General features: G+C 69.4%; 16 protein-coding genes. 6 read left to right on the forward strand and 10 right to left on the reverse strand.

Annotation, left to right across the window (positions count from 1 at the left end; translation table 11 throughout):
- Positions 1–79: 79 nt before the first annotated feature.
- Together ACTIEY_RS02290 and ACTIEY_RS02295 are read right to left on the reverse strand one after the other, a co-directional pair.
- Entirely contained in the window at positions 80–8,602 is an 8,523-nt protein-coding gene (locus ACTIEY_RS02290; protein ID WP_439517478.1) for a GH36-type glycosyl hydrolase domain-containing protein, read from the reverse strand.
- Between the two features lie 4 nt (positions 8,603–8,606).
- On the reverse strand, positions 8,607–8,849 hold the full coding sequence (locus ACTIEY_RS02295) for a hypothetical protein (RefSeq protein WP_439517479.1): 243 nt from the start codon (positions 8,847–8,849) through the stop codon (positions 8,607–8,609).
- Between the two features lie 210 nt (positions 8,850–9,059).
- Between ACTIEY_RS02295 and ACTIEY_RS02300 the strand changes: the two genes are divergently transcribed.
- Positions 9,060–9,656, forward strand: coding sequence for a glycine zipper 2TM domain-containing protein (locus tag ACTIEY_RS02300; RefSeq protein ID WP_439517480.1), 597 nt, complete (start codon positions 9,060–9,062; stop codon positions 9,654–9,656).
- A gap of 105 nt (positions 9,657–9,761) precedes the next feature.
- Entirely contained in the window at positions 9,762–10,529 is a 768-nt protein-coding gene (locus ACTIEY_RS02305) for an SDR family NAD(P)-dependent oxidoreductase (protein WP_439517481.1), read from the forward strand.
- A gap of 6 nt (positions 10,530–10,535) precedes the next feature.
- Here the strand turns inward: ACTIEY_RS02305 and ACTIEY_RS02310 are convergent, their stop codons facing one another.
- Positions 10,536–11,039 (reverse strand): hypothetical protein, encoded by a 504-nt coding sequence (locus tag ACTIEY_RS02310; RefSeq protein ID WP_439517482.1) that lies wholly within the window; start codon positions 11,037–11,039, stop codon positions 10,536–10,538.
- A gap of 112 nt (positions 11,040–11,151) precedes the next feature.
- On the opposite strand from ACTIEY_RS02310, the gene ACTIEY_RS02315 reads away from it, so the two are divergent.
- Entirely contained in the window at positions 11,152–11,391 is a 240-nt protein-coding gene (locus ACTIEY_RS02315) for a SlyX family protein (protein WP_439517483.1), read from the forward strand.
- Between the two features lie 12 nt (positions 11,392–11,403).
- On the opposite strand, the gene ACTIEY_RS02320 is transcribed toward ACTIEY_RS02315, so the two are convergent.
- The 3 genes from ACTIEY_RS02320 to ACTIEY_RS02330 all read right to left on the reverse strand — a co-directional run bounded on the left by ACTIEY_RS02320 (position 11,404) and on the right by ACTIEY_RS02330 (position 13,299).
- The gene (locus tag ACTIEY_RS02320; RefSeq protein WP_439517484.1) at positions 11,404–11,766 is read right to left on the reverse strand and encodes a hypothetical protein; all 363 of its coding nucleotides are present in this window, start codon (positions 11,764–11,766) and stop codon (positions 11,404–11,406) included.
- A gap of 125 nt (positions 11,767–11,891) precedes the next feature.
- Positions 11,892–12,350, reverse strand: coding sequence for a carboxymuconolactone decarboxylase family protein (locus ACTIEY_RS02325; RefSeq protein WP_439517485.1), 459 nt, complete (start codon positions 12,348–12,350; stop codon positions 11,892–11,894).
- Between the two features lie 43 nt (positions 12,351–12,393).
- Positions 12,394–13,299 carry an RNA polymerase sigma-70 factor gene (locus tag ACTIEY_RS02330; protein WP_439517486.1) on the reverse strand — a complete coding sequence of 302 codons (906 nt, stop codon included), beginning with the start codon at positions 13,297–13,299 and terminating at the stop codon, positions 12,394–12,396.
- Positions 13,300–13,477: 178 nt separating this feature from the next.
- On the opposite strand from ACTIEY_RS02330, the gene ACTIEY_RS02335 reads away from it, so the two are divergent.
- From ACTIEY_RS02335 to ACTIEY_RS02345, 3 genes are read left to right on the forward strand one after another with little or no spacing between them, the layout of a single operon-like run.
- Positions 13,478–16,528: a transglycosylase domain-containing protein gene (locus tag ACTIEY_RS02335; RefSeq protein WP_439517487.1), complete on the forward strand. Its 3,051-nt coding sequence runs from the start codon at positions 13,478–13,480 to the stop codon at positions 16,526–16,528.
- A gap of 30 nt (positions 16,529–16,558) precedes the next feature.
- The gene (locus ACTIEY_RS02340) at positions 16,559–17,530 is read left to right on the forward strand and encodes a diacylglycerol/lipid kinase family protein (protein ID WP_439517488.1); all 972 of its coding nucleotides are present in this window, start codon (positions 16,559–16,561) and stop codon (positions 17,528–17,530) included.
- Positions 17,527–18,321 (forward strand): metallophosphoesterase family protein, encoded by a 795-nt coding sequence (locus ACTIEY_RS02345; RefSeq protein ID WP_439517489.1) that lies wholly within the window; start codon positions 17,527–17,529, stop codon positions 18,319–18,321. Before ACTIEY_RS02340 ends, ACTIEY_RS02345 begins: the two co-directional genes overlap by 4 nt.
- Before the next feature lie 13 nt (positions 18,322–18,334).
- Here the strand turns inward: ACTIEY_RS02345 and ACTIEY_RS02350 are convergent, their stop codons facing one another.
- The 4 genes from ACTIEY_RS02350 to ACTIEY_RS02365 all read right to left on the reverse strand — a co-directional run bounded on the left by ACTIEY_RS02350 (position 18,335) and on the right by ACTIEY_RS02365 (position 21,134).
- Complete coding sequence (locus ACTIEY_RS02350) at positions 18,335–19,234, reverse strand: NAD(P)/FAD-dependent oxidoreductase (RefSeq protein WP_439517490.1); 900 nt, start codon at positions 19,232–19,234, stop codon at positions 18,335–18,337.
- Positions 19,209–19,679, reverse strand: coding sequence for an Rrf2 family transcriptional regulator (locus ACTIEY_RS02355; protein ID WP_439517491.1), 471 nt, complete (start codon positions 19,677–19,679; stop codon positions 19,209–19,211). Before ACTIEY_RS02355 ends, ACTIEY_RS02350 begins: the two co-directional genes overlap by 26 nt.
- A 55-nt stretch (positions 19,680–19,734) precedes the next feature.
- Positions 19,735–20,256: a DUF962 domain-containing protein gene (locus tag ACTIEY_RS02360; protein ID WP_439517492.1), complete on the reverse strand. Its 522-nt coding sequence runs from the start codon at positions 20,254–20,256 to the stop codon at positions 19,735–19,737.
- Positions 20,257–20,339: 83 nt separating this feature from the next.
- On the reverse strand, positions 20,340–21,134 hold the full coding sequence (locus ACTIEY_RS02365) for a hypothetical protein (RefSeq protein WP_439517493.1): 795 nt from the start codon (positions 21,132–21,134) through the stop codon (positions 20,340–20,342).
- Between the last annotated feature and the right edge of the window lie 19 nt (positions 21,135–21,153).

A 21,153-nucleotide genomic window follows, 5' to 3' on the forward strand; every position in this document is an offset into this window, starting at 1 on the left:
GTATGTACGGTAGCGTACATACAAGGTCGCACGGCGGGGCGCCCCGCCGTGCTCGCCAGCCCACCTTCCGATGACCGGTTCAGCCGCCGCCGCGCAGGGGAATCACGCGGCAGCTGCGCAGCGGCAGCTCGCGCCAGCGCAGGGGCTCGCCCACCTCCAGCAAACGGGCGCCTTCGTCCGCCCAGCGCGCCAGCGCCTGCGCCGGGTCGTCGCGCACCAGCACGAACCGCATCGAGCGTCCGTCACGCTGCAGGCTGATCTGCGCCTCCGGCCAGTGCGAGGGCAGGCAGGGTTCGAACCGGATCTCGTGCGCGTCCAGCCGCAGCCCCAGGATGGATTCAAGCGCGGCGCGGTGCAGCCACCCGGCCGCACCGGTGTACCAGCTCCAGCCACCCCGCCCCACATAGGGGGGCTGGCTGTAGACGTCGGCGGCCATGGCGTAGGGCTCCACCCCATAGACCGCCCCGCGCTGCGGGTGCGCGGCGCGATGGGCCGGGCTGAGGTAGGTGAAGTAGCGGTACGGCGCGTCGCGCGCTTCGGTGTTCGCGCCTTCCTGGCGCGCCAGTTCGGCCGCGGCCATCAGCGCCCACACGCCGGCGTGCGAGTACTGTCCGCCGTTCTCGCGCACGCCCGGTGGGTAGGCCTGGATGTAGCCTGCGCTGGGCATGGCGTTGGCCAGGGGCGGCGTGAGCAGTTGCAGCAGGCCGGCCTCGGTGTCCACCAGGCAGGCTTCCACCGCTTCCATGGCCTGCACCTGCCGCTGCGGCGGCGCCTGGCGTGACAGCACCGACCACGCCTGCGCGATCAGGTCGATGCGGGCCTCTGGCTGCGTGTGTGAGCCCAGAGGACTGCCATCGTCAAAGAAAGCGCGCTGGTACCACTCGCCGTCCCAGGCTTCATGCTCCAGTGCCTGTTGCCAGCCTTCGAGGGCATGTTCCCAGCGATGCACGCGGGCATCGTCGTTGCGCTGGCGTGCCAGGGGCAGCCAGTCGGTGACGATGGCGCACAGGAACCACGCCAGCCAGACGGACTCGCCGCGCCCTTCGATGCCCACGCGGTTCATGCCGTCGTTCCAGTCGCCCCCACCCATCAACGGCAGGCCGTGCACGCCCACGGACAGGCTGTGGTCGATGGCGCGCGCGGCGTGTTCGTACACGGTGGCCTGCGACAGGCTCACACGCGGCGTGTCGTAGTTGTCTTCGGCGCCTTCGGCCAGCACGCTGCCTTCGAGGAACGGCGCCTTCACCTCGAGCACGCCCGCATCGCCGGTGGCGCGCAGGTAATGCGAGCAGGCGAACGGCAGCCAGAGCAGGTCATCCGAGAAACGGGTGCGCACACCGGCACCGCCCGGCGCGTGCCACCAGTGCTGCACGTCGCCTTCGGCGAACTGGCGCGAGGCGCACAGCACGATCTGGTCGCGCAGCAGCGCGGGCCGCGCCCACACCAGCGCCATGGTGTCCTGCAACTGGTCGCGGTAGCCGGTGGCGCCGCCCGCCTGGTAGAAGCCTGCCTTGGCCCACAGCCGGGACGACACGGTCTGGTAGAGCAGCCAGCGGTTCACGATCACGTCGAACAGGGGATCGGGCGTTCGCACCTCGCTCGCGCCCAGCAGCGCATCCCAGCGGGCGCGTCCGGCCTTTTCGCGCGCCAGTGGTGCGGTGCCGATGGCCCGCTGGGCCAGGGCACGCGCGGCGCCGGGGCTCTCGGCATAACCGATCAGGAACACCTGCTCCAGGCTGGCGCCCGGCCGCAGCGTGATGGGCCGCGAGAGCGCGGCGCACGGGTCCAGGCCAAAGCCGCTGCGCCGGCCCAGGTGCTCGGGCAACACCAGTTGGCCGCGCGGATCGAAGAACTCGCGGCGGTCGCAGGTCCAGTCCAGGCCTTCGCTGTCCTGCGCGCCCACTTGCGCCTCCGCCAGGAAAGCGGTGCCACCGCCAAAGCCCCCGGCGGCGTCGGTCTGCGTGCACATCAGGCCCACCAGTCCGTCGCCTGCCGCGCCCGAAGGCGCGGGCTCGGTGTGCAGCGTGGCGCGGTTGCTGCGCTTCTCACCCATCATCCACTCCACCATGCCCACCGCGCGCAGGTGGGCCTTGCCCGTGCCCCGGTTGCTCAACCGGATGCGCACCTGTTGCACCGACGTGTCCGGGTCCACGCACCAGCGCACCAGCACCTGCAGCGCGCCCCGCTGGTGCTCGATGGTGGTGTGTCCCTGGCCATGCGCCACTCGGTAGCTCACATCGCTGGCGCCCCAGGCCGAGGGCGCCACGCTCCAGACCTCGCGCGTGCGGCGGTCCTGCAACAGGAACCACTGCGACGGCGTGTCCGCCACGGTGTCGTTCGACCACGCGGTGAGCTGGTTCATGCGGCTGTTGATCGCCCAGCTGTGGCCTGCGCCGCTCTCCGAGACCATGGTGCCGTAGCCGGGGTTGGCGAGCACGTTGGTCCAGGGCCGCCGGGGCCGCACGCCCACGCCGACCTCGAACGCGAAATCGCCCGAGGCGGTGTCGAACGCGCCCACCGACGTCGCGGGCCGGCGTTCAATGGCCTGGGCAGGCACCGGTTCGATGCGACCTGAACGATCGCTGTAGCCGGCCAGCGTGCCCTGCCGCTGCGCCCAGGCCCTCACCTGCTGCACCCAGGGCGAACCGTCGGCCTGCAGGTGGATGCGCGAAAGCATCTCCAGCGTGGCGAGCTGGACTCCGCTGAGCGCGTCCGGCCTCAGCACGTGCAGCCCCGTCACCGAACCCCGCTGGTGGGCCTCGGCACCCGCCTGCTGCTCGGTCAGCAAGGTGAGCTCGCGCTGCAGCGGCATCTGGTAGGAGTGCACTTCGTTGGTGAGCACGACCAGGTCGCACTGCACGCCGCAGCGCGACCACTCGCGCAGCGCCTGAGCCAGGATGCGCAGCAGCCCCATGCCTTGCGCCGAACCGGCTTCGACCAGCAGCAGGGGCCGGTCGCCCGAGATGCCCAGTGGCCACAGCGAACGCCGGTCGCATTCACGCGGCAGCGTGGCGCCCTCGTGCACCGGCAAGGGGTCCCTGGGCACGGTCAGCACCAGCGCGGTGGTGAGGGCCTGCAGGGCGGGCAGGTATTCGGGCAACGGCCGGTGCGAGACCGCCTGCACACCGGCCAGCGTGGACGACATCACCGATGCGCGCTCCACCGTGCTGGGCTGGCGGTATTTGTCGATGATGGCGCGAAGGGTCGGCGCGTCGTCGCTCGCTGCCGTGGCAAAACTGACGCTGGCCTGCGCGCCGGGCGCCAGTCGCAGGGTCACACCCAGCACCGCCACCGGGTCGAGCCCCGTGTCCAGCGGACCGCTTTGAGTGGGCACGGCCTGCAGCGTGGCCAGCGGTTGTGCAGCGGTGTGGTTGCGCCCCAGCCAGTGGAGCCGGTCGGTCTGGCAGCGCCAGCCGGTCACCACGCCCTCGGTGGCGGCCACGAAGTGCGCCGCCTGCAGCGTTCGTTCGGTGTGCAGGCGAGGCCGGCGCTCGAAATGCAGCGCCTGCTGGTCAGCCAGCCAGTTCGCGGAGACGAACAGGTTGGAGAACGCCGGGTGGGCCTCGTCAGCGCTGGGGCTGGCCAGCGTCACCTCGAAGGCCGAGATCAGTTCGAGCTCCACCACCTGCTCGCTGCGGTTGACCAGCACCACCTTGCGCAACTCCACGTCGTCCTCGGGGCTGACCCACACCGTGGTGCTGGCGCGCAACTCGGGCCAGTTCGCTTCAAAGCACACGCGGTCGGTGTGGTAGGTGCACTGGTACGACGCGTTGGGGTCGGGCGCGGGATGGCTGGTGATGGACACCGGCATGTCCTGGCGGCCCAGGCGCAGGTAGATGAAACTGCCGCAGGCATCGCGCAGGGCGTCGTCTCGCCAGCGGGTGATACCGATCCCATCCCAGCGGCTCCAGCCGCCCCCGTGCGGGCGCAACGTGACGCTGTATCGGCCGTTGGACATGAGGTGCGTGGGAGCGAGCGACTGCGCGTCCGGCGGCACCGGCCGCACGTGGTCGGGCGCGCGGCGTTGCAGCGCGTGCAGCGGCAGGCTCGGTGGCGCAAAGGCGGGCAGTCGCGGCAGGTCGCGCGGCGAGGCCTCGTGCAGCAGCGAGGCCACGGCTTCCAGGCGCGGGTGCGCCATGCCCCAGCGACGCGCCACGCCATCGCGCAGCACGTTGGCCAGGGCCACGATGCTCATGCCCTGGTGGTGCGCCATGCAGGTGCTCACCAGCGTGTAGCGCCCGCCTTCGGTCTGACGCGAAGGCGTGAAATCTAGCGCCTCGAAAAAGCCGTAGCGCCCGCGCGCGCCCAGCGCGGTGAGGGCACGCAGGTTGCGGCAGGCGAGGTCCACGTCGATCTGCGTCGCCAGCGCCGTGGCGTACGGTGCGATCACGCGCTCATGCAGTGGCGTGCGCCGCAGGGCCAGGCGCGGCACACCTTGTGGCGCGTACTGGTAGGCCAGCGTGTGGTCCCGGCCGGCGTAGGCACTCTCGGAAATGCCCCAGGGCATGTCCTGGCCCTGCACGAAGGCCACGTGCTCGTGCAGCGCGGTGCCCGCGGCCTCCTGCATCAGGCTGCCGTGCGGCTCGGCGGTGAGCAGCGTGGGCATGAGGTACTCGAACATCGAGCCCGACCACGAACGCAGCAGGGCACGCTGGCCACTGGCAAAGAACGGTCGGCCCAGGGCCGACCAGTGCCGCACGGGCAGGTCGCCCTTGGCAATGGCCAGCAGGCTGGTGGTGCGCGATTCGGATGCCAGCAGGTCGTAGAAGGACTTGTCGAGCTGTTGTTCGTCGAGCCGGTAGCCGATGTGCAGCAGGTGGCGCCGCGTGCTGTAGAGGAACCCGAACTCGGCCTCCCAGGCCATGCGTTCAAACGCGGCCGCCAGCGCCAGCAGCCGCTGTGCGGCCCGCTCGCCCGTGCTCTCGGCGGCCGCCGCGCGGTCCAGGCTGGCCGATCGCAGCGTGGCCAGGTGATCGGCCAGCAGCCAGGGCATTTCCTCGCGCTCGGTCACCGGCTGCCTTGAATTCGCCACCGCAGGCGCCATGCCGTGCAGCTCCAAGGTCGCGTCCAGCATCAGCGTCTGGAAGCGCGCGAAGGTGCCGGCATCGTGCGGATCGGGCAGGGTCAGGCGCAGCAGTTGCCCGATGGCCGTGTGCTTGACGGGCCGGTGCAAGAGGCTCTGCACCACCTCCATGCGCGGCGCGATGCGCTCGCGCGAGCGTTCGATGGCGCGCTGCGTCGCACCCGGCTCGTGGGGATCGCGCGCGAGTTCGGTGCACGCCTGCGCCACCGCGAGCAGTTCGGCACTGAGGTTGCCACTGTCCACCGTGGACACGTACCGCGGCAGCAGGGCCTGCAGGGTCTGCGTGTCGTACCAGTTGAGGAAGTGGCCCCGGTGGCGCTCCATGCGCTGCAGGCTGGCCAGGGTCGCTTCGAGGCGGGCCAGCAGGTCCTGCGTGCCGATCCAGCCGAACTGGCGCGCACAGGCCACGCTGAGCAGGTACAGGCCGATGTTGGTGGGCGAGGTGCGGTGCGCCACCGCATCGAACGGCAGCGTCTGCAGGTTGTCGGGCGGCAGGTGGTTGTTCTGCGCGTCCACGCAGCGCTCAAAGAGACGCCAGGTGTCGCGCGCCACGCCCTCCAGAAAATCGCGGTCCTCCGGCGCGATGGACTGCAGGCGCGGCCGGGACCACGGCTGGTTGGCCCACCAGGAGAACACCGGCCCGCACACCCAGACGCCCAGCACGCCCAGGGCCAGGGGATCGGGAGAATCGCGAAGCCACCACAGCAAGCCCAGCAGGGCCAGCGCCAGCAGGCTCGCCAGGCCATGGCGGCGCCACGCAGCCAGCCAGCCATGGTTCTGCGCGGCGCGTGCCGCGTCGGCGGTGGTCCATTCCATCAGATGGCGCCGGCTGAGCCAAAGCCGGTACAGCGTGCGGGACGCGGCGTCGATCGACAGCAACGCGTGCTGCGGCAGCAGCACCAGATGCCACACGCCGCCCGCCAGTGCACGCGCCAGACCCGTGAGCGCCGAGCGCACGAAACGTTCACCCACCTGGATGAAGCGGCGCGGCACGCTGCCGGCGAACGCACCCAGCAGCGGCGCGGCGGCCTGCGCGGCCGCACTCAGCAGCAAGGCCAGCGGCAGCGAAAGCCCATGCCCGAACAGGGCCAGCACGATCAGGCCGAGGGACGCGGGCGCCACCAGCGAGCGGCGCAGGTTGTCGGCCAGCTTCCAGCGGTTGATGCCCGACAGCGGCCAGCGCAGGAGGATCGGCAGCAGCTGCCAGTCGCCGCGGATCCAGCGGTGCAAACGGGCGGCGGCCACATCGGCGTGGGCGGGCTCGTCCTCGATCAGGGTGATGTCGCTCACCACCGCGCAGCGCGCGATCGCGCCTTCCAGAAGATCGTGGCTGAGCACCTGTTCCGTCGGCATCCGGCCAGCGAGCACCGCGTGCAGTGTGTGCACGTGAAGCAGGCCCTTGCCGGTGAAGCTGCCTTCGCCGAACAGGTCCTGGTACACGTCGGAAGACATCGCGCTGTAGGGGTCCAGCCCGCGCTGGCCGTCGTGCAGCCATTGGTGTGGCGTCGGTATGCCCTCGTCGCGCAGGGGCGCCACCACGCGCGGCTGCAGGATGCCGTAGCCGTGCACCACGCGCTGGCCGTCGGCATCGAGCACGGGCTGGTTCTGCGGGTGCTCGGCCACGCCCACCAGAGCACGCAGGCGCCCCGGCGGCAGTTGCGTGTCGCTGTCGAGCGTGAGGATGTAGCGCGTGCCGGCGGCCAGGCGCGAGAGCTCGCCGAGGTCGAGGAAAGGACCCGGGGTGCCGGTGGCCAGCGCAGCGACGAGCTGTTCGATCTTGCCGCGCTTGCGTTCCCAGCCGAGCCAGCGGCCCTGGGTTTCACTGAAGCTGCGCTCCCGGTGCAGCAGCAGGAAGCGGGGAGCCTCTCCGGCGGCAGCGGGGTAGCGCACGTTCAGCGCTTCCACCAGGCCCCGGGCCTGCCGCAGCAACACCGCGTCATCGGTGCGCTGCGGTGCATCGGCGTCGGCCCAGTCGCTGAGCAGGGCGAACTGCGCGGCCGGTTCAGGGTTGGCCAGGAAATGCAGGTGCAGCCGGTGAACCAGCGCGGTGATGCCAGCGGCACTGGTGAGCAGCGCCGGAATCACCACCAGCGTGCGAGCCGAGCCCGGCAGGCCCTCGGCCATGAGGAAACGGGGCAGGTGCATGGGCTTGGCCGATTCGCTGATCAGCCGGTTGACCAGCGCCACCACCGTCTCCGATGCCGGGAACAGCATGAGCACCAGCGCGAGTGCGGCGGCCACCCGGTCGACCCAGCCGACGCCCGGATCGCCCCAGCGCAGCAGCAGCCACATCACGAGCCAGAGCGTGCCGGCCAGCAAGGCGCTGAAGTACAGCGGCGTTCGGGACAGGCGCAGGCTGTCGCGCCAGCGCGGCGAGAGCAGCCGGCGCACGCCGAGCTGCTGCTCCAGTTCGGCACGCCCCTCGCCTTCGAGCCAGTAGCCCGCCAGTGCGGCCGCACCGGCGCCGGCCGTCATCGCCTCCAGCAGGGTCCGGGCCACCTCCGATTCGGGCCTGGTTCCCAGGGCGGACAAGCGCTCGATGCCGTGCAGCGTGGTGTTGCGCGTGGCATCGTCTTCGGCCGCGAAGATGGGCGAGGCCAGCATCACGCGCATGACGCGGCTGGTGTGGGCGACGATCTCGGTCCAGTCGGCCGCGCCGATCAGCCGCAGCGACGTCACCGCGTTGCCCATGCTCAGGTGATCGGCCGCCTGGTCGGCGTGCAGTTGCGACTGCAGGGTCGCCAGATCAGGAGCGACCTCGCGCAGCCAGTCGCGCACCTCCGGCAGGGCCGAGCCTTCGCGCGAGGCCCGCGGGCCCGCCAGGCTCTGCGCGAGATGCACCAGGAACACGCCACGTGCGCCGCGCTGTTCAGCCAGCGTCAACAGGGCCTGGGTCTCCTGCAGCGTGGTCTGGTCGATGCGGCTCGCGCACTGCGCGGCGAGTTCGCGCGCCGCCTTCTGGCTGGCAATGCGATCCACCAGGCGACGCAGGTTCTCCACCAGCACCACCCGCAACGTGGTGGGCAGAGCCCACAGTTCGCCCTGGCCGAGTTCGCGCGTCTCCTGGTACGCATTGAGGAAATGTTCCAGCAGCGTTTCGTCAAACGCGCCGTCGGTGTGGGCCACGAACGCCCAGGCGATGCCATAGACGCGCGGCAGTCCTGCCAGGGGCGCATCCTGCAACACCGGCAGGGACCGGTAGTAGCGCGCGGGCAGGCCTTCACGGATCTCGCGCAGCTGGTCTTCGATGAGGTGGAAGTTGTCGAAGAGCCATTCCGCCGCAGGGCTGATGTCGCGCTCTTCGAGCGAATGGGTGACCAGGTGCTGATAGGAGGCCCGCAGGCTGCGGATGTTGCTCTGCAGTCGCGGATAGAACGTGGACTGGCGCAGCGTGGGGCGGTGGGCGCGGTGGGACTCACCCAGGCTGCGCCCGTGGCGCTCGAAACGGGCGATGCCGAAGATTTCCGAACGAATGGGCTCCTGCGCGGGTCCCAGGCGCTTCAACGCCTTGCGCGGCATTGACTCAGAACACGATCCATGCGGCGCTGGCCAGCACGATGATCATCAAGGCGGCGGTCACCGTTCTTTCGGACATCCAGCCCACCACGCCGGACACCGTTCCCCAGGCGGCCTCCACCGGGCTGTGCAGCGCGCCACACAGGCTCAGGTGCTCGCTCAGGGCAGATCGGTTGAGCGCGGAGATTTCCGCCGGTTCGCCGTACGACGAGGTGTCCCAACTGGGTTGCAGAGAGGCGGATTTCGACATGACAGCTCCTGATGAACGGTGGAAGGGGCTGGGGTTTTTCAGCGTTCATCGTTTGTAGGGCCCGGTCATTCCATCGTCTGTTCGTTGACGCACGCAGATCCGCGCCAAGGGCACGCCTGCAGGCCGCGTGGAATGAGCGGCAGCGCACAGACTCGGGTGCGCGCGAAGCGCAAATTCGGTGCATCGCACGACCGATCTGAAAGGATCACCATGAAACATTTCCAGACACTTTTCTCGATGCGCCAAAGAGGTGCATTCGCGGCCGCCTGTGGCGCCATCGTGCTCGCAGGCTGCGCCGCCCCGGCCTACCAGACCGCGCCGCCCGGATACCCCTATCCCGACGCCCAGGTGCAATCAGGCCAGCCGATGGCGCAACCCGACTACCGCCGACGCCCGAACGAGACCCTGTACGAAGCCAACGTCACGTCGATGCGCGCCGTGGTCGCGCCCGGCCCGCAGCGCTGCTGGATCGAGCGCGAGCCGGTGGCGCAGCCCCGGGCCAACGTGCCCGGCGCCATTGCCGGTGGCCTGATCGGTGGCATCCTGGGCCACCAGATCGGACGCGGCACCGGACGCGACATCGCCACCGTGGGTGGCGCTGTGGCCGGCGCCGCCGTGGGCTCCAACGTGGGCCGCAACAACGCCCCGCAAACGCAGGACGTGCAGCGCTGCACCACCGACACCAGCGCCGCCACCGAATACTGGGAAGTGACCTACAACTTCCGCGGCACCACCCACTACGTGCAGATGACATCCCCGCCCGGTCGCACCATCCTGGTGAATGGCAACGGCGAGCCGCGCATCTGAGCGCATTGCAAGCATCTCCCCCCCTTTCCACGTCGGTCGCCGGGTCCGCCCAGCGCCTGACGTGGATTTTTTTCGCCTCGCGCTCCGGCGCCCTGGAGCGCTGACATGTTGAAGAAGAAAGTGGTGCTGGTCACCGGGGCCGGTTCCGGCATTGGACGGGCGGTGGCCCTCGTGTGCGCCCGCGAAGGTGCCGCCGTGCTGGTGAGCGACATCGACGCTGCCAGCGCGAAGACCACGGCCGAGATGGTTCGGGAACTGGGCAGCGAGGTGTTGCCGGTGGTGGCCGATGTGGGCAGTGCCAGCGACTGCAAGAACCTGGTGGAACGCTGCTGCGCCCACTTTGGCCGGCTGGACGTGGCCTGCAACAACGCCGGTGTGGGTGGCGCGAGCCTGCCCACGGCGGACTACCCGCTCGAAGAATGGGCGCGCGTGATCCGGGTGAACCTCAGCGGCGTGTTCTATGGCATGAAGTACCAGATCGAGGCGATGCTGCGCAACCACGCCAGCGCATGCGGGGCTCGTGGATCTGTGGTGAATGTGGCGTCGATCCTGGGCTCGGTGGGTTTCGCCACGGCGCCCGCCTATGCCGCCGCCAAGCACGGTGTGGTGGGACTCACCCACACCGCGGCACTCGAATACAGCGCTCAGGGCATTCGCGTCAATGCGGTGGGTCCGGGTTTCATCCGCACGCCCATGATCGAGTCGCTGGAGGGCGATGCCGCGGCGGTGGACATGCTGGTCGCCGCGCATCCGATCGGCCGACTGGGCGAGGCCGAGGAAGTGGCTGAACTGGTCGCGTGGCTGGCTTCGGACCGCGCGTCGTTCGTCACCGGTTCCTACCACCCGGTGGACGGGGGATACCTGGCCCGCTGACCCGGTTCAGAAACCGACCGCCACGAAACGGTCGCTGCGGGCGGCCTGCCGCACCGCCTGCAGGTCGGTGTGCATCGCGTGCGCCGGACAGGCGCCGGACAGCCAGTCGTTGCCGGTCACGAACCACGTGGCGAGCTCCGTGTCGTCGAAGGCGCCGCGGAGCTCCGACAGCAAGGGCCGCATGCCCGCATGCACGGCCGTGCGGGGCAGGTCGAACTGGAAAAGCGGCAGCAGGCGACCCCACGGGCTGTCGACGGTGACCACCGAATGGGTCACGATCCAGCGCGCGACCAGCGAGACCGGGTCCACCGGCGAGACGTTTTCCTGGCCCACGGCGTGCTGGCGCAGGAGTTCGGCCAGTTCGTCGCCGCTGACCAGGCCGCCGGTGTCTGCGAAGGCACGGGCCGTGGCCGCCCAGTGCTCGTCGGCCGAGGCCATCGGGGTCTGCACGGCGGTGTCGTCGACAAAGGGAGAAGACTGGAAACTGTTCGGCATCGGATGGGCAGGCATGCGGGTTCTCCTGTGGGGGAGCAGATGGCATCCTCGATGCCTGGTAGCCAGCAGCTTGAACGACGCACCCGCACCGGTCTGTGCGGTAGCAGACATGAAGTCCAATAGGCCCATGACATCCACAGCGCAACCACCCCTCCCTGCCCACGACGTGGAGCAACGCCTCAACGAACTCGAGATCAAGGCCAGCTACGCCGACGACCTGCTCGACACCCTCAACCAGCAGGTCGCCCGCCAGCAGGACCAGATCGAACTGCTGCTGCGCGAAGTGAGCCGCTTGCGCCAGCGCGGTGAAGGTGACCCCGGCACGGCCGTGCGCGACCCGCGCGACGAGCTGCCGCCCCACTATTGACGCAACCGTCGCCTACGGTCGCACCAGCCTGATGGCGCGACCGTTGTCGAAGGTGCCTTCGAGGGTCTTGTCGTCCGTGCGCTGCAGCGTGGCCTTGCGGTCGCGGCAACCGGCGATGGCGCTGGAAACATCGAGCCGCAGGTCGAGCTTGCCCGCGGCGGGATCGCCGGCAATGGTCACGGGCAGCGGGCGTCCCACACAGACGTCCCGCTTGTCCTTGTCGCTGCGGGCGTAGGTGGTCCAGGTGCCACTGCCGCCCTTGAGTTCCACCATCGCCTCCCGACCTTCGGATCCCTCGGTGGCGAAGGTCACCCGCCAGTTGCCGTCGAGTGGCGATTGGGCCCACCCGGATGAGGCCAGAAGGCAGGCAATCACGAAGAGCTGGGGTGGTGTGGCGTGCGCATGGCGCGCATTCTCGCGCTAGCCAAGCCATTGCGCCAGCGCCCCTGACGACCTCACGAGCATCACGCCGCGAATTCACGAGGTGTCCGTTCGGGATTTCAGGCGATGTCTTTCTGGGGCACCGGCGCGCGCAGGCCCACGCACATGCGGTTCCATGCGCTGATCTGCGCGATGGTCCAGCACAGCTCGACGATTTCGAGGTCGCTGAACTGCCCCTGGAGCGCGGCGAATTCGGCGTCCCGGTGGCCGTGCTGTTCGACCAGGCGGGTGAGCGATTCCGCCCAGTCCAGCGCAGCGCGCTCGCGCGGGCTGTAGAGATCCGCCTCGCGCCAGGTGACCAGGCTGTTGATGCGCTGCCAGGTTTCTCCGTGCTTGCGCAGGTCGCGCACGTGCATGTCGACGCAGAAGGCGCAACCGTTGAGTTGCGACACGCGCGTTTTCACGAGTTCCATGAGCGCCGGGCCGAGCGAGGAGGATGCGGTGGTGGCGCCCACAGCGGCCATGGCCTGGAAGGCTTTGGGCGCGATGTCGGTCCAGGGGAGTCTTGCGGTTTTCATGATTCGCCTTGATGAGGTGGTTGGGACACACCTCACAAGACGGTCAGGCCGGCGGTTTTGTGACAGCGCCTTCGCGGCCGAGCGCTGCGGCGATGCGAGAGAGCTTGTCGGGGTTGCGCTGCACGTGCAGGCGCAGGATGCGCTGGCCGTCGGTGACGAACGACTGCGCGGACTCCAGCACGCCATCGATGAAGCGCAACAGGCCCCACTGCCCGTTGAGCACCACGACCTCGAAACGCACGGCGTCGCCGAACCGGCGGTGGGTGGCGTAGAACAACTGGGCGATGCGGCGGTCGCCCATGATGGGCACGCCGAAGCTGGGCACCTTGCCTCCGCCGTCCCCCACGAGCTGGGCATCCTCGGCCAGCAGGTTCCTGAGTTCGTCGAGCCGGCCACTGGAGGCGGCTGCGGCGAACCCGCGCAGCAGACGCAACTGGTCCTCGCGCGAGACGAGGTGGCGCGGTCGCTCGTCCTTGAGCTGCTCCCGGGCACGGTGGACGATCTGGCGACAGGCGCTTTCGGTCTTGCCCAGCGCCTGCGCCACTTCGCCGTAGTCGGCGTCGAACACCTCGCGCAGCAGGAAAGCCGCACGCGCTTCGGGGGCCAGGCGTTCCAGCAGCACCAGGAAGGCCACCGAGACGTCGTCGGCGCGTTCGAGCAGCTGCTCCGGCGATACCGGTGAATCCGCCATCAGCGGCTCGGGCAACCAGGTGCCGATGTAATGCTCGCGCTGCACCTTGGCGCTGCGCAGGCGGTCGATGGCCAGCCGGGTGGTGACCGTCACCAGCCACGCCTCGGCGTTGTCGATCTCGCCGTGACGGCTCTCGTGCCAGCGCAACCAGGCGTCCTGCACCACGTCCTCGGCCTCGGCGGAGGATCCGAGCATGCGGTAGGCCATGCCGTGCAGTCGCGGGCGCAATCGGTTGAAGGTATCGGGGGACATGCTCATCAGACGTTCCAGCCGCCCATTTTGTGACAGCCATCACAATCGATTCGTGCCGGTCGGGGCGGCTGCACCGCCTGTCACAACCACACGCGAACGCACAGGGCGAACCGTGACAATGGCACGCGGCGACAGGCGCCCGACGAAGGATACTTTCAGGTGTTGTGCATGCATGGGGAACCCGATGATCGAACACCGGTTCGGTGAGGAGCCCTTTACCGCGGGTCTGGGCGACCCGCCGGGCTACCAGCCCCCGCGACGCATGAGCCGTCGCCGGCGCCTGGTGCTGCTGGTCCTGCTCACTGTGGCCGCAGCGCTGGCCATGCTGGTCTGGCACGAGGTCCAGACCTCGTACTGGCAGGCGCGTGAACTCAACGGCTACGCCGCTGGCCTGCGCCACCATGTGGCGCCGGGTCCGGCGAACCCGATCCGGTTTCCGTCCGAGGGACCGTTTGACGAACGCCTGGGCTACGTGGCCATTCCGGGCTTTGCGAAGCGGCTTGAGGCGCGGGGCTTCCAGGTCACTGCGCAGGCGCGCCAGAGCGACGCGTTGCAGGCCCACCTCGCTCGCGGCTGGTTCGCGCCGTACGCGGAGAAAACCCACACCGGCCTGACCGTGCTGGACTGCAGCCGCGAGTCGCTGCACGCGTTTCGTTACCCCTACCGCCGCTTCGAACGCTTCGAGAACCTGCCCCCGGTCGTGGTTCAGGCCCTGCTCTTCATCGAAAACCGCGACCTGCTCGACCCCGAGCGTCCCGAGATGAACCCGGCCGTGGACTGGGTGCGCTTCACGCGCGCCGTGATCTCCCAACTGGGCAGCCAGATCGACCCCGACATCGACACCCACGGCGGCAGCACGCTGTCCACCCAGATCGAAAAGTACCGCCACTCGCCCGGCGGCATCACGCACGACGCGCGCGAAAAACTGCGGCAGATGATCTCGGCCTCGGTGAGGGCCTACCAGCAGGGAACGCAGACCATGCCGGCGCGCCGCCAGCTGGTGCTGGACTACCTGAACACGGTGCCGCTGTCGGCGGCGCCGCGCCACGGCGAAGTGCACGGCCTGGGCGACGGCCTGTGGGTGTGGTTCGGCACCGACTTCGAGCGCGCCCGTACCCTGCTCTCGGGGCAGGCCAGCGACGCCGACGCGCAGGCACAGGTGCTGCGACAGGCGGTGGCGCTGATGATTGCGCACCGCCGGCCTTCCTACTACCTCGGCCAGGGCCGCAAGGACCTCAACCTGAGCACCGACGCCCACCTGCGACTGCTCGCCACGGCCGGCATCATCGACGACGCCTGGCGCGACGCCGCCTTGCGGCAGACGCTGGTGTTCCGCGACATGGAAAAGGACCCGCCGCTGCTGCCGTCCACCGCCAGCAAAGGGACCACCGCGGTGCGCACCCGGCTGGCCGGCATGCTGGGCACCTCGCTCTACAGCCTGGACCGACTCGACGCCGAGGCCAGCACCACGCTGAATGGCAAGCTGCAGGAAGCCGTGAGCGACTACCTGGGCCGTCTGAGCGAACCCGATTTCGCCAGCTCCCAGCAGCTCATGGGCGAGCGCCTGCTGCAGCCGGCCACGCTCTCGGAGGTGCGCTACAGCTTCACCCTGGTGGAGAGCACGCCGCAGGGCAACCTGGTGCGCGTGCAGACCGACACCACGCAACAGCCGCTGGACATCAACGAAGGCAGCAAGCTGGAACTGGGCTCCACCGCCAAGCTTCGCGTGCTGGCCACCTACCTGGAACTGGTGGCCGAACTGCACGGCCGGCTGGCCAGCCTGGAGCCGGCCGCGTTGCGGGCCACGGAGGTGAGCCGGCAGGACACCCTGACGCGCTGGGCGGTGGACTACCTGGGCGGCCCGAACGACACCAGCCTGCCAGCGATGCTGGAAGCGGCGATGGACCGGCGTTTCTCCGCCGATCCCGGCGAGCAGTTCTTCACCGGTGGCGGCCTGCACAGCTTCCACAACTTCAACCGCACCGACGACGCGCGCAACCCGACGCTGCGCGAGTCGATGCAGGCGTCCATCAACCTGCCCTTCGTGCGCCTCATGCGCGAAGTGGTGCGCCACACCATGTACCAGGTGCCCGGCAGCACCGCGAAGTTGCTGGAAGACGATCTCGATCCGCGCCGCGAGGCTTACCTGGCGCTGTTCGCGGACCGGGAAGGCCAGGCGTTCCTGCGCCGCTTCTGGCGCAAGACCGACAACCGCACGCCGCTGGAGCTTCGCGCGATGCTGCTGGATGGGCTCACGCCCAACGCCGACCGCCTGAGTGCCGTGTTCCGCTACCTGGAACCCGAAGCCTCGGCCGAGGCGCTCGGCGTCTTCCTCGCCACGCGCCTGGGCGACAAGGTGCCCGATGCCGAGCGCCTGGCCAGCCTGCACGAGCGCTTTGCACTCGACGCCTTCGACCTGCCGGACCGCGGCTACGTGGCGCGCGTTCACCCGCTCGAACTCTGGCTGGTGGCCTACCGCCTGAAGCATCCCCAGGCCACGCTGGGTCAAGCCATTGCCGCCAGCGCCGCCGAACGCCAGGCGGTGTACGGCTGGCTGTTCCGAACACGCGCCAAGGACGCGCAGGACACGCGCATCTACACCATGCTGGAGGTGGAGGCATTCCTTGAGATCCACCGCCGCTGGACCCGCCTGGGCTACCCTTTCGGCCACCTCGTGCCCTCGCTGGCCACCTCGCTCGGCAGCTCGGGCGACCGCCCGGCCGCGCTCGCCGAACTGATGGGCATCATCGTCAACGGCGGCGTGCGCCGCCCCACGCACCGCATCGCCGATGTGAAGTTCGCGCAGGGCACGCCGTGGGAAACCGAACTGCGTCCCACGCCCACCGAGGGCGAACGCGTGATGGCCCCGGAGGTGGCGCAGGCGCTGAAGAAGGCCTTGTCCGAAGTGGTGGAAGCCGGCACGGCGCGACGGCTGGCCGGCAGTTTCCAGAGCCCGACGGGCGAAGACCTCTCGCCCGGCGGCAAGACCGGCACGGGCGACAACCGCGTGGTGATCAAGGGGCGCAGCGGCGCGGCCATGAACCGCACAGCCACCTTCGTCTTCTACCTGGGTCCGCGCCACTTCGGCACCATCACGGCCTACGTGGTGGGGCCGGACGCATCCAGGTACCGTTTCACCTCCGGCCTGCCGGTGCAGATCCTGCGGTCGATGGGGCCCGTGCTGCTGGCCCACCTGGACGGCAGCCCGGGCAGTGGGTGTCCCCGGGAACCGTAGGCCTGAACCGCGCGGGCTAAACTGGCCCGAATGGCCCACACCCCTCCCGACATCGACCCCTCCGCCACGCTGCGCTTCATCCTCAACGGCCATTCCGGCAGCCAGGACGGCGAGGGCACGCGCGAGGCCATCGAGTCCACGCTCAGGTCGGCCGGCCGGGCCGGTGAACTGATCTATTGCCAGCCCGGGGAACTGCCGCAGGTGACAGCGAAAGCGGCCCGACAGGCGCTCGCCGATCGATCCGCCATCGTGGCGGTCGGTGGCGACGGCACCATCAACGCCGTTGCGCAGGCCGCCCATGCCTCGGGCTGCGCCCTGGGCGTGATTCCGCGCGGCACCTTCAACTACTTCGCCCGCACGCACAGCCTGCCGCTGGATGTGGCCGAGGCCACCGCGCAACTGCTGGTGGCGCAACCGATGCCGGTGCAGGTCGGCGCCATCAACGACCAGGTGTTTCTCGTCAACGCCAGCGTGGGTCTGTATCCGCAGTTGCTGGAAGACCGCGAGGCCTGGAAGTCGCGCTTCGGGCGCAACCGGGTGGTGGCCCTGGGCGCCGCCTTTGCCACCTTGTTGCGCACGCCCAACCGGCTCAAGCTGAGCATCGAGCTCGACGGCGTCACGCGCGAACTGCGCACACTTACCCTGTTCGTCGGCAACAACCGTCTGCAGCTCGAGCAGGTGGGGGTGGCCGAACACCAGCCTGCCACGGCGCCGCGGGACAGCGGCCGCGTCACCGCCGTGGTGCTCAAGCCCATCGGCACGCTGGGCATGCTCGGCCTCATGCTGCGCGGCGCACTGGGTTCGCTGGGCGAGGCCGAAGGCATCGAGCACTTCGAGTTCGACCAGATGGTGGTGAAGCCCCCGCGCGTGATGGGCCTGCGCCGCCTGAAGGTGGCGTTCGACGGCGAGGTGGCGCGCATGAAACCCCCGCTGCATTTTCGCGTCATGCCCGAGCCCTTGTACCTGCTCAAGAGCAATACGCCTGCGAAGGACGCGGTTTGAGCGTGGTCCTGCAGATCTCCGATCCGCATTTCGGCACCGAGGTGCCTGAGGTGGTGGAGGCGCTGGCGCGTCTGGCCAGCGCGCTTCGTCCGGATCTGGTGGTGCTCTCCGGCGACATCACGCAGCGGGCCCGCGCCGAACAGTTCGAAGCGGCCAGGGCCTTCATGGATCGCATCGAAGCGCCGCTGCTCGCGGTGCCTGGCAACCACGACATCCCGCTGATGAACCTGTGGGGGAGGATCGTTCAGCCCTACGCGGACCATTGCGCCTCGTTCGGCCAGGCACTGGAACCCCAGTTCGAAACCCCCGAGTTGCTCGTGCTGGGTGTGAACACCACGCGGGCACGTCGGCACAAGAATGGCGAAGTGGACGCGACGCAGGTGCGGCGCGTGGGCGATCGGTTGAGCCGCGCGTCCGGCCACCAGCTGCGCGTGGTGGTGGTGCACCAGCCCATCGAAGTGAAACGTCCGCAGGACGAACCCGATCGGTTGATCGGCCACGCGGCTGCTCAGCATGCCTGGGCCGTGGCCGGCGCCGACATTGTCATGGGTGGCCACATCCACCTGCCTTATGTGATGGCGTTGCCGGGTCTGGCGCGACCCATGTGGGCGGTGCAGGCCGGCACCGCTGTCTCCAACCGTGTGCGCCGCGGCGTGCCGAATTCGGTGAACGTGTTGCGCTGGTCGGCAGCGCAGAAGCAGTGCGCGGTGGAGCAGTGGGACCACGTGGCTGCCCGAGGCGCCTTCGAGCTGCAGCTCACGACCCCTCTGGACGTGTCGCGCGCCACCTGAGCGCCCGGTTCGCTCAGCCGAACATCATCGAGCGGTGCGCCGCGGCGCCCGCCATCGCACCCGCCCCCACCGAAATCGCCACATTGCCGGCCGCGCGCGCGGCGTCGCCACACGCGAAGACGCCCGGCACGCTGGTGGCCTGCATCGCATCGGTGCGGATGAACTCACCGGTCGGCCCTTCTTCCATGGCGCAGCCGAGCTGGCTCGCCACCGGACTCGCCATGCGTGTCCGGGTGACGGAAAAAAGCCCGTCCATCTCGAAACGTCTGCCGTCGTGCAGCTCCACGGTGGCGCCATCCAGCAGCCGCGCCACCGCCCCCGACTCCACCATCACGCCACGCGCCGCCAGCGCGGCCCGCTGCTCGTCATCTGGCACAAAGGCGTCGTTGAGAAACAGGGTCGTCTTGCCCCAGTCCGGCAGCATGAGGGCGTGGTGCATCGACAGGGGGCTTGAGGCCAGCACGCCGATGCGGCCCTGGTCGAGTTCGTAGCCGTGGCAATACGGGCAATGAAACACGCTCGTGCCCCAGCGCTCGGCCAGGCCTTCGATGGCAGGCAATTCGTCGACCACGCCGGTGGCCAGCACGAGCTTGCCGGCCCGCTCCACGCGCCCGTCGGCCATCGAGATGCGAAAGCCGTCGCTGACGGTCTCGGCCTGCGCGGCGGTGCCATCCAGCCATTGCACATTGGGGTACGCCAGCAACTGCGTTCGCGCGGCGGCCGCGATGTCGCCAGGCGCCTGCCCGTCGTGGCCGAGGAAGCCGTGCGAGGCGCTGGCAAAGCGGTTGCGGCGCAGGCTCGAATCGACCACCAGCACGCGGCGGCGGGCGCGCGCCAGTTGCAAGGCGGCCGACATGCCGGCGTAGCTGCCGCCGATCACGATGGCGTCATGGGAGGTGGTGGAGGTGTTCATGGTGGCTCCTGGCGTGGGGGTGTTCGGCGAAGCGACGGCTGAAATCGGCCGCGAGATCGGCCAGCGTGATGCGGCCCAGGCGCTGGACCAGCAGCGCCTGCGCTTCCTGCAGCGCGCCCGACAAGGCCTCGTTGACGGCCTGCTCCACCAGGCAGTCGGGTTTCTGCGAACGATGCCCCATGGCGAACACCGCGGGCGCCCCCACCGCGTCGTACACATCGCGCAGGGTCACCGTGTTCAGGTTGCAGGCCAGGACCCAGCCACCGCCGTGACCCTTTTCAGAACTGACGAAGCCCGCGTCACGCAGGCCGGCCAGCGTCCGGCGAACCACCACCGGGCTGCCCTGCAGGCAGGCGGCGAGCGCTTCGGACGTCATGGGCGCACCGCTCTGCGCCATGTGCAGCAGCAGGTGAAGGATGGAGGAAAGCCGGCTGTCGAGTTTCATGTAACTTCGAAGGTTACATGAAACAGGAAACCCTCAGCCGCTGAGGGGGATCGCGCTATTTCGCCAGCGCGCGCCCCGAATGCACCGCGCCCGAGCGCGATTCGATCACCGCTTCCACCTCGCGGCGCAGGCCAAGCAGGAAACCGAGCTCGGCCACCACGAACAGCGGACCGATGATCAGGCCCATGATGTCGTCGACGAAGGCCGGCTTGCGGCCTTCGAAGATGTGACCCACGAACTGGATCACCCAGCCAACCACGAATAGGCCGATGCCGAGCGTGGCCCAGGCGCCCGTGGACAGGGCGGCGGTGCTGTGGGCGAAGGCCAGGCAGGCCGACAGCAGCAGGCCCATCGCGACGCCGTAGCGCAGGTCCAGCCGAAGGTAGTAGAGCGTGGCCGCGATCACCGCCAGGGTGGCAGGCGTCAGCGACAGGCCGGCCACCTCGAATGCCGGACGCGCGAGCAGCACCACGACCGAGAGCACGATCATGGGAATGCCGATGAAATGCGTGAGGATGTTGCGCCGGTCGCGGTGGTAGGCGGCGTAGTTGCTCAAATGGTCATTCAGGGTCTTCATGCTTGTCTCCTGTCTGGCTTGGTCCGGGCAGACATCATCGCCAGAGTCGACGGCGAACACCAGCGGGAATGCGCGAGCGGTCGTCACAACAGCGACTGTGCATCGTCCTCCGGTCGCACGGCGGGTCCGGTGCGCGCCAGCGACATCCACACATGGAACGGCAGTTGCGCCATGGCGCGGCGGGGCGCCTCTCGCGCCACCCACAACCGCTCGCCCTCAACCTGCAGCACGCCGCACTCCGGCGGCACCTCTTCCGGCTGCGCAATGGGACGGCCTTTTGCGTCCTGCCCCAGCACATACCAGCAGGCGCTGGCAAGCCCGAGGTAGGCGGCGCGCTTGGCGGGCCGCCGCAAGTCGCCGAGCAGATCCGCGCGGCTGACCTTGATCTCGTGCACCACCGGTTCCAGATACGCTTCCACGGTCGTGTGCCGCACCGAGAACACATCGGGGCAGGCCATGCACCACACATGCCCGGGAGCCAGATCCGGCGCGTGGCTGTCAAAGGCACTGAGTTGCACGCCGCGCTCCGGTTCACAGGGACCGACGTCGAACAGCTCGCGCGCCAGGGGCACGCGCAACATGAGACCCCGCCAGGTGAGGCGACCGGCCTGCGCCATGGCCACCGCCACGCGCTCCACCAGCGCCTCGTGCGGTGTGCGCACCGCCTTGTTGCGCGCGAACACCTCGGCCAGGCAGCGAATGCCGGCATCGCTCACGCGCAAGGTCTCGCGGCCCTCAGGCGAGAGCCGGCGTTCCAGCAATCCCGCTGCGAGCAGTTCCACCTCCAGCATGTCGTGGCAGGGCCAGCCGGCGGAGCGGTGAATCTCGCGCAGGCGCCGGTGGTGGTGGCGGGTGAGTGGGGGAGCGCTGACGTCCATTCACTGACTATATATCCAG

Source organism: Hydrogenophaga sp., from assembly GCF_051858985.1.
In the GTDB taxonomy this organism is placed as follows: domain Bacteria; phylum Pseudomonadota; class Gammaproteobacteria; order Burkholderiales; family Burkholderiaceae_C; genus Hydrogenophaga.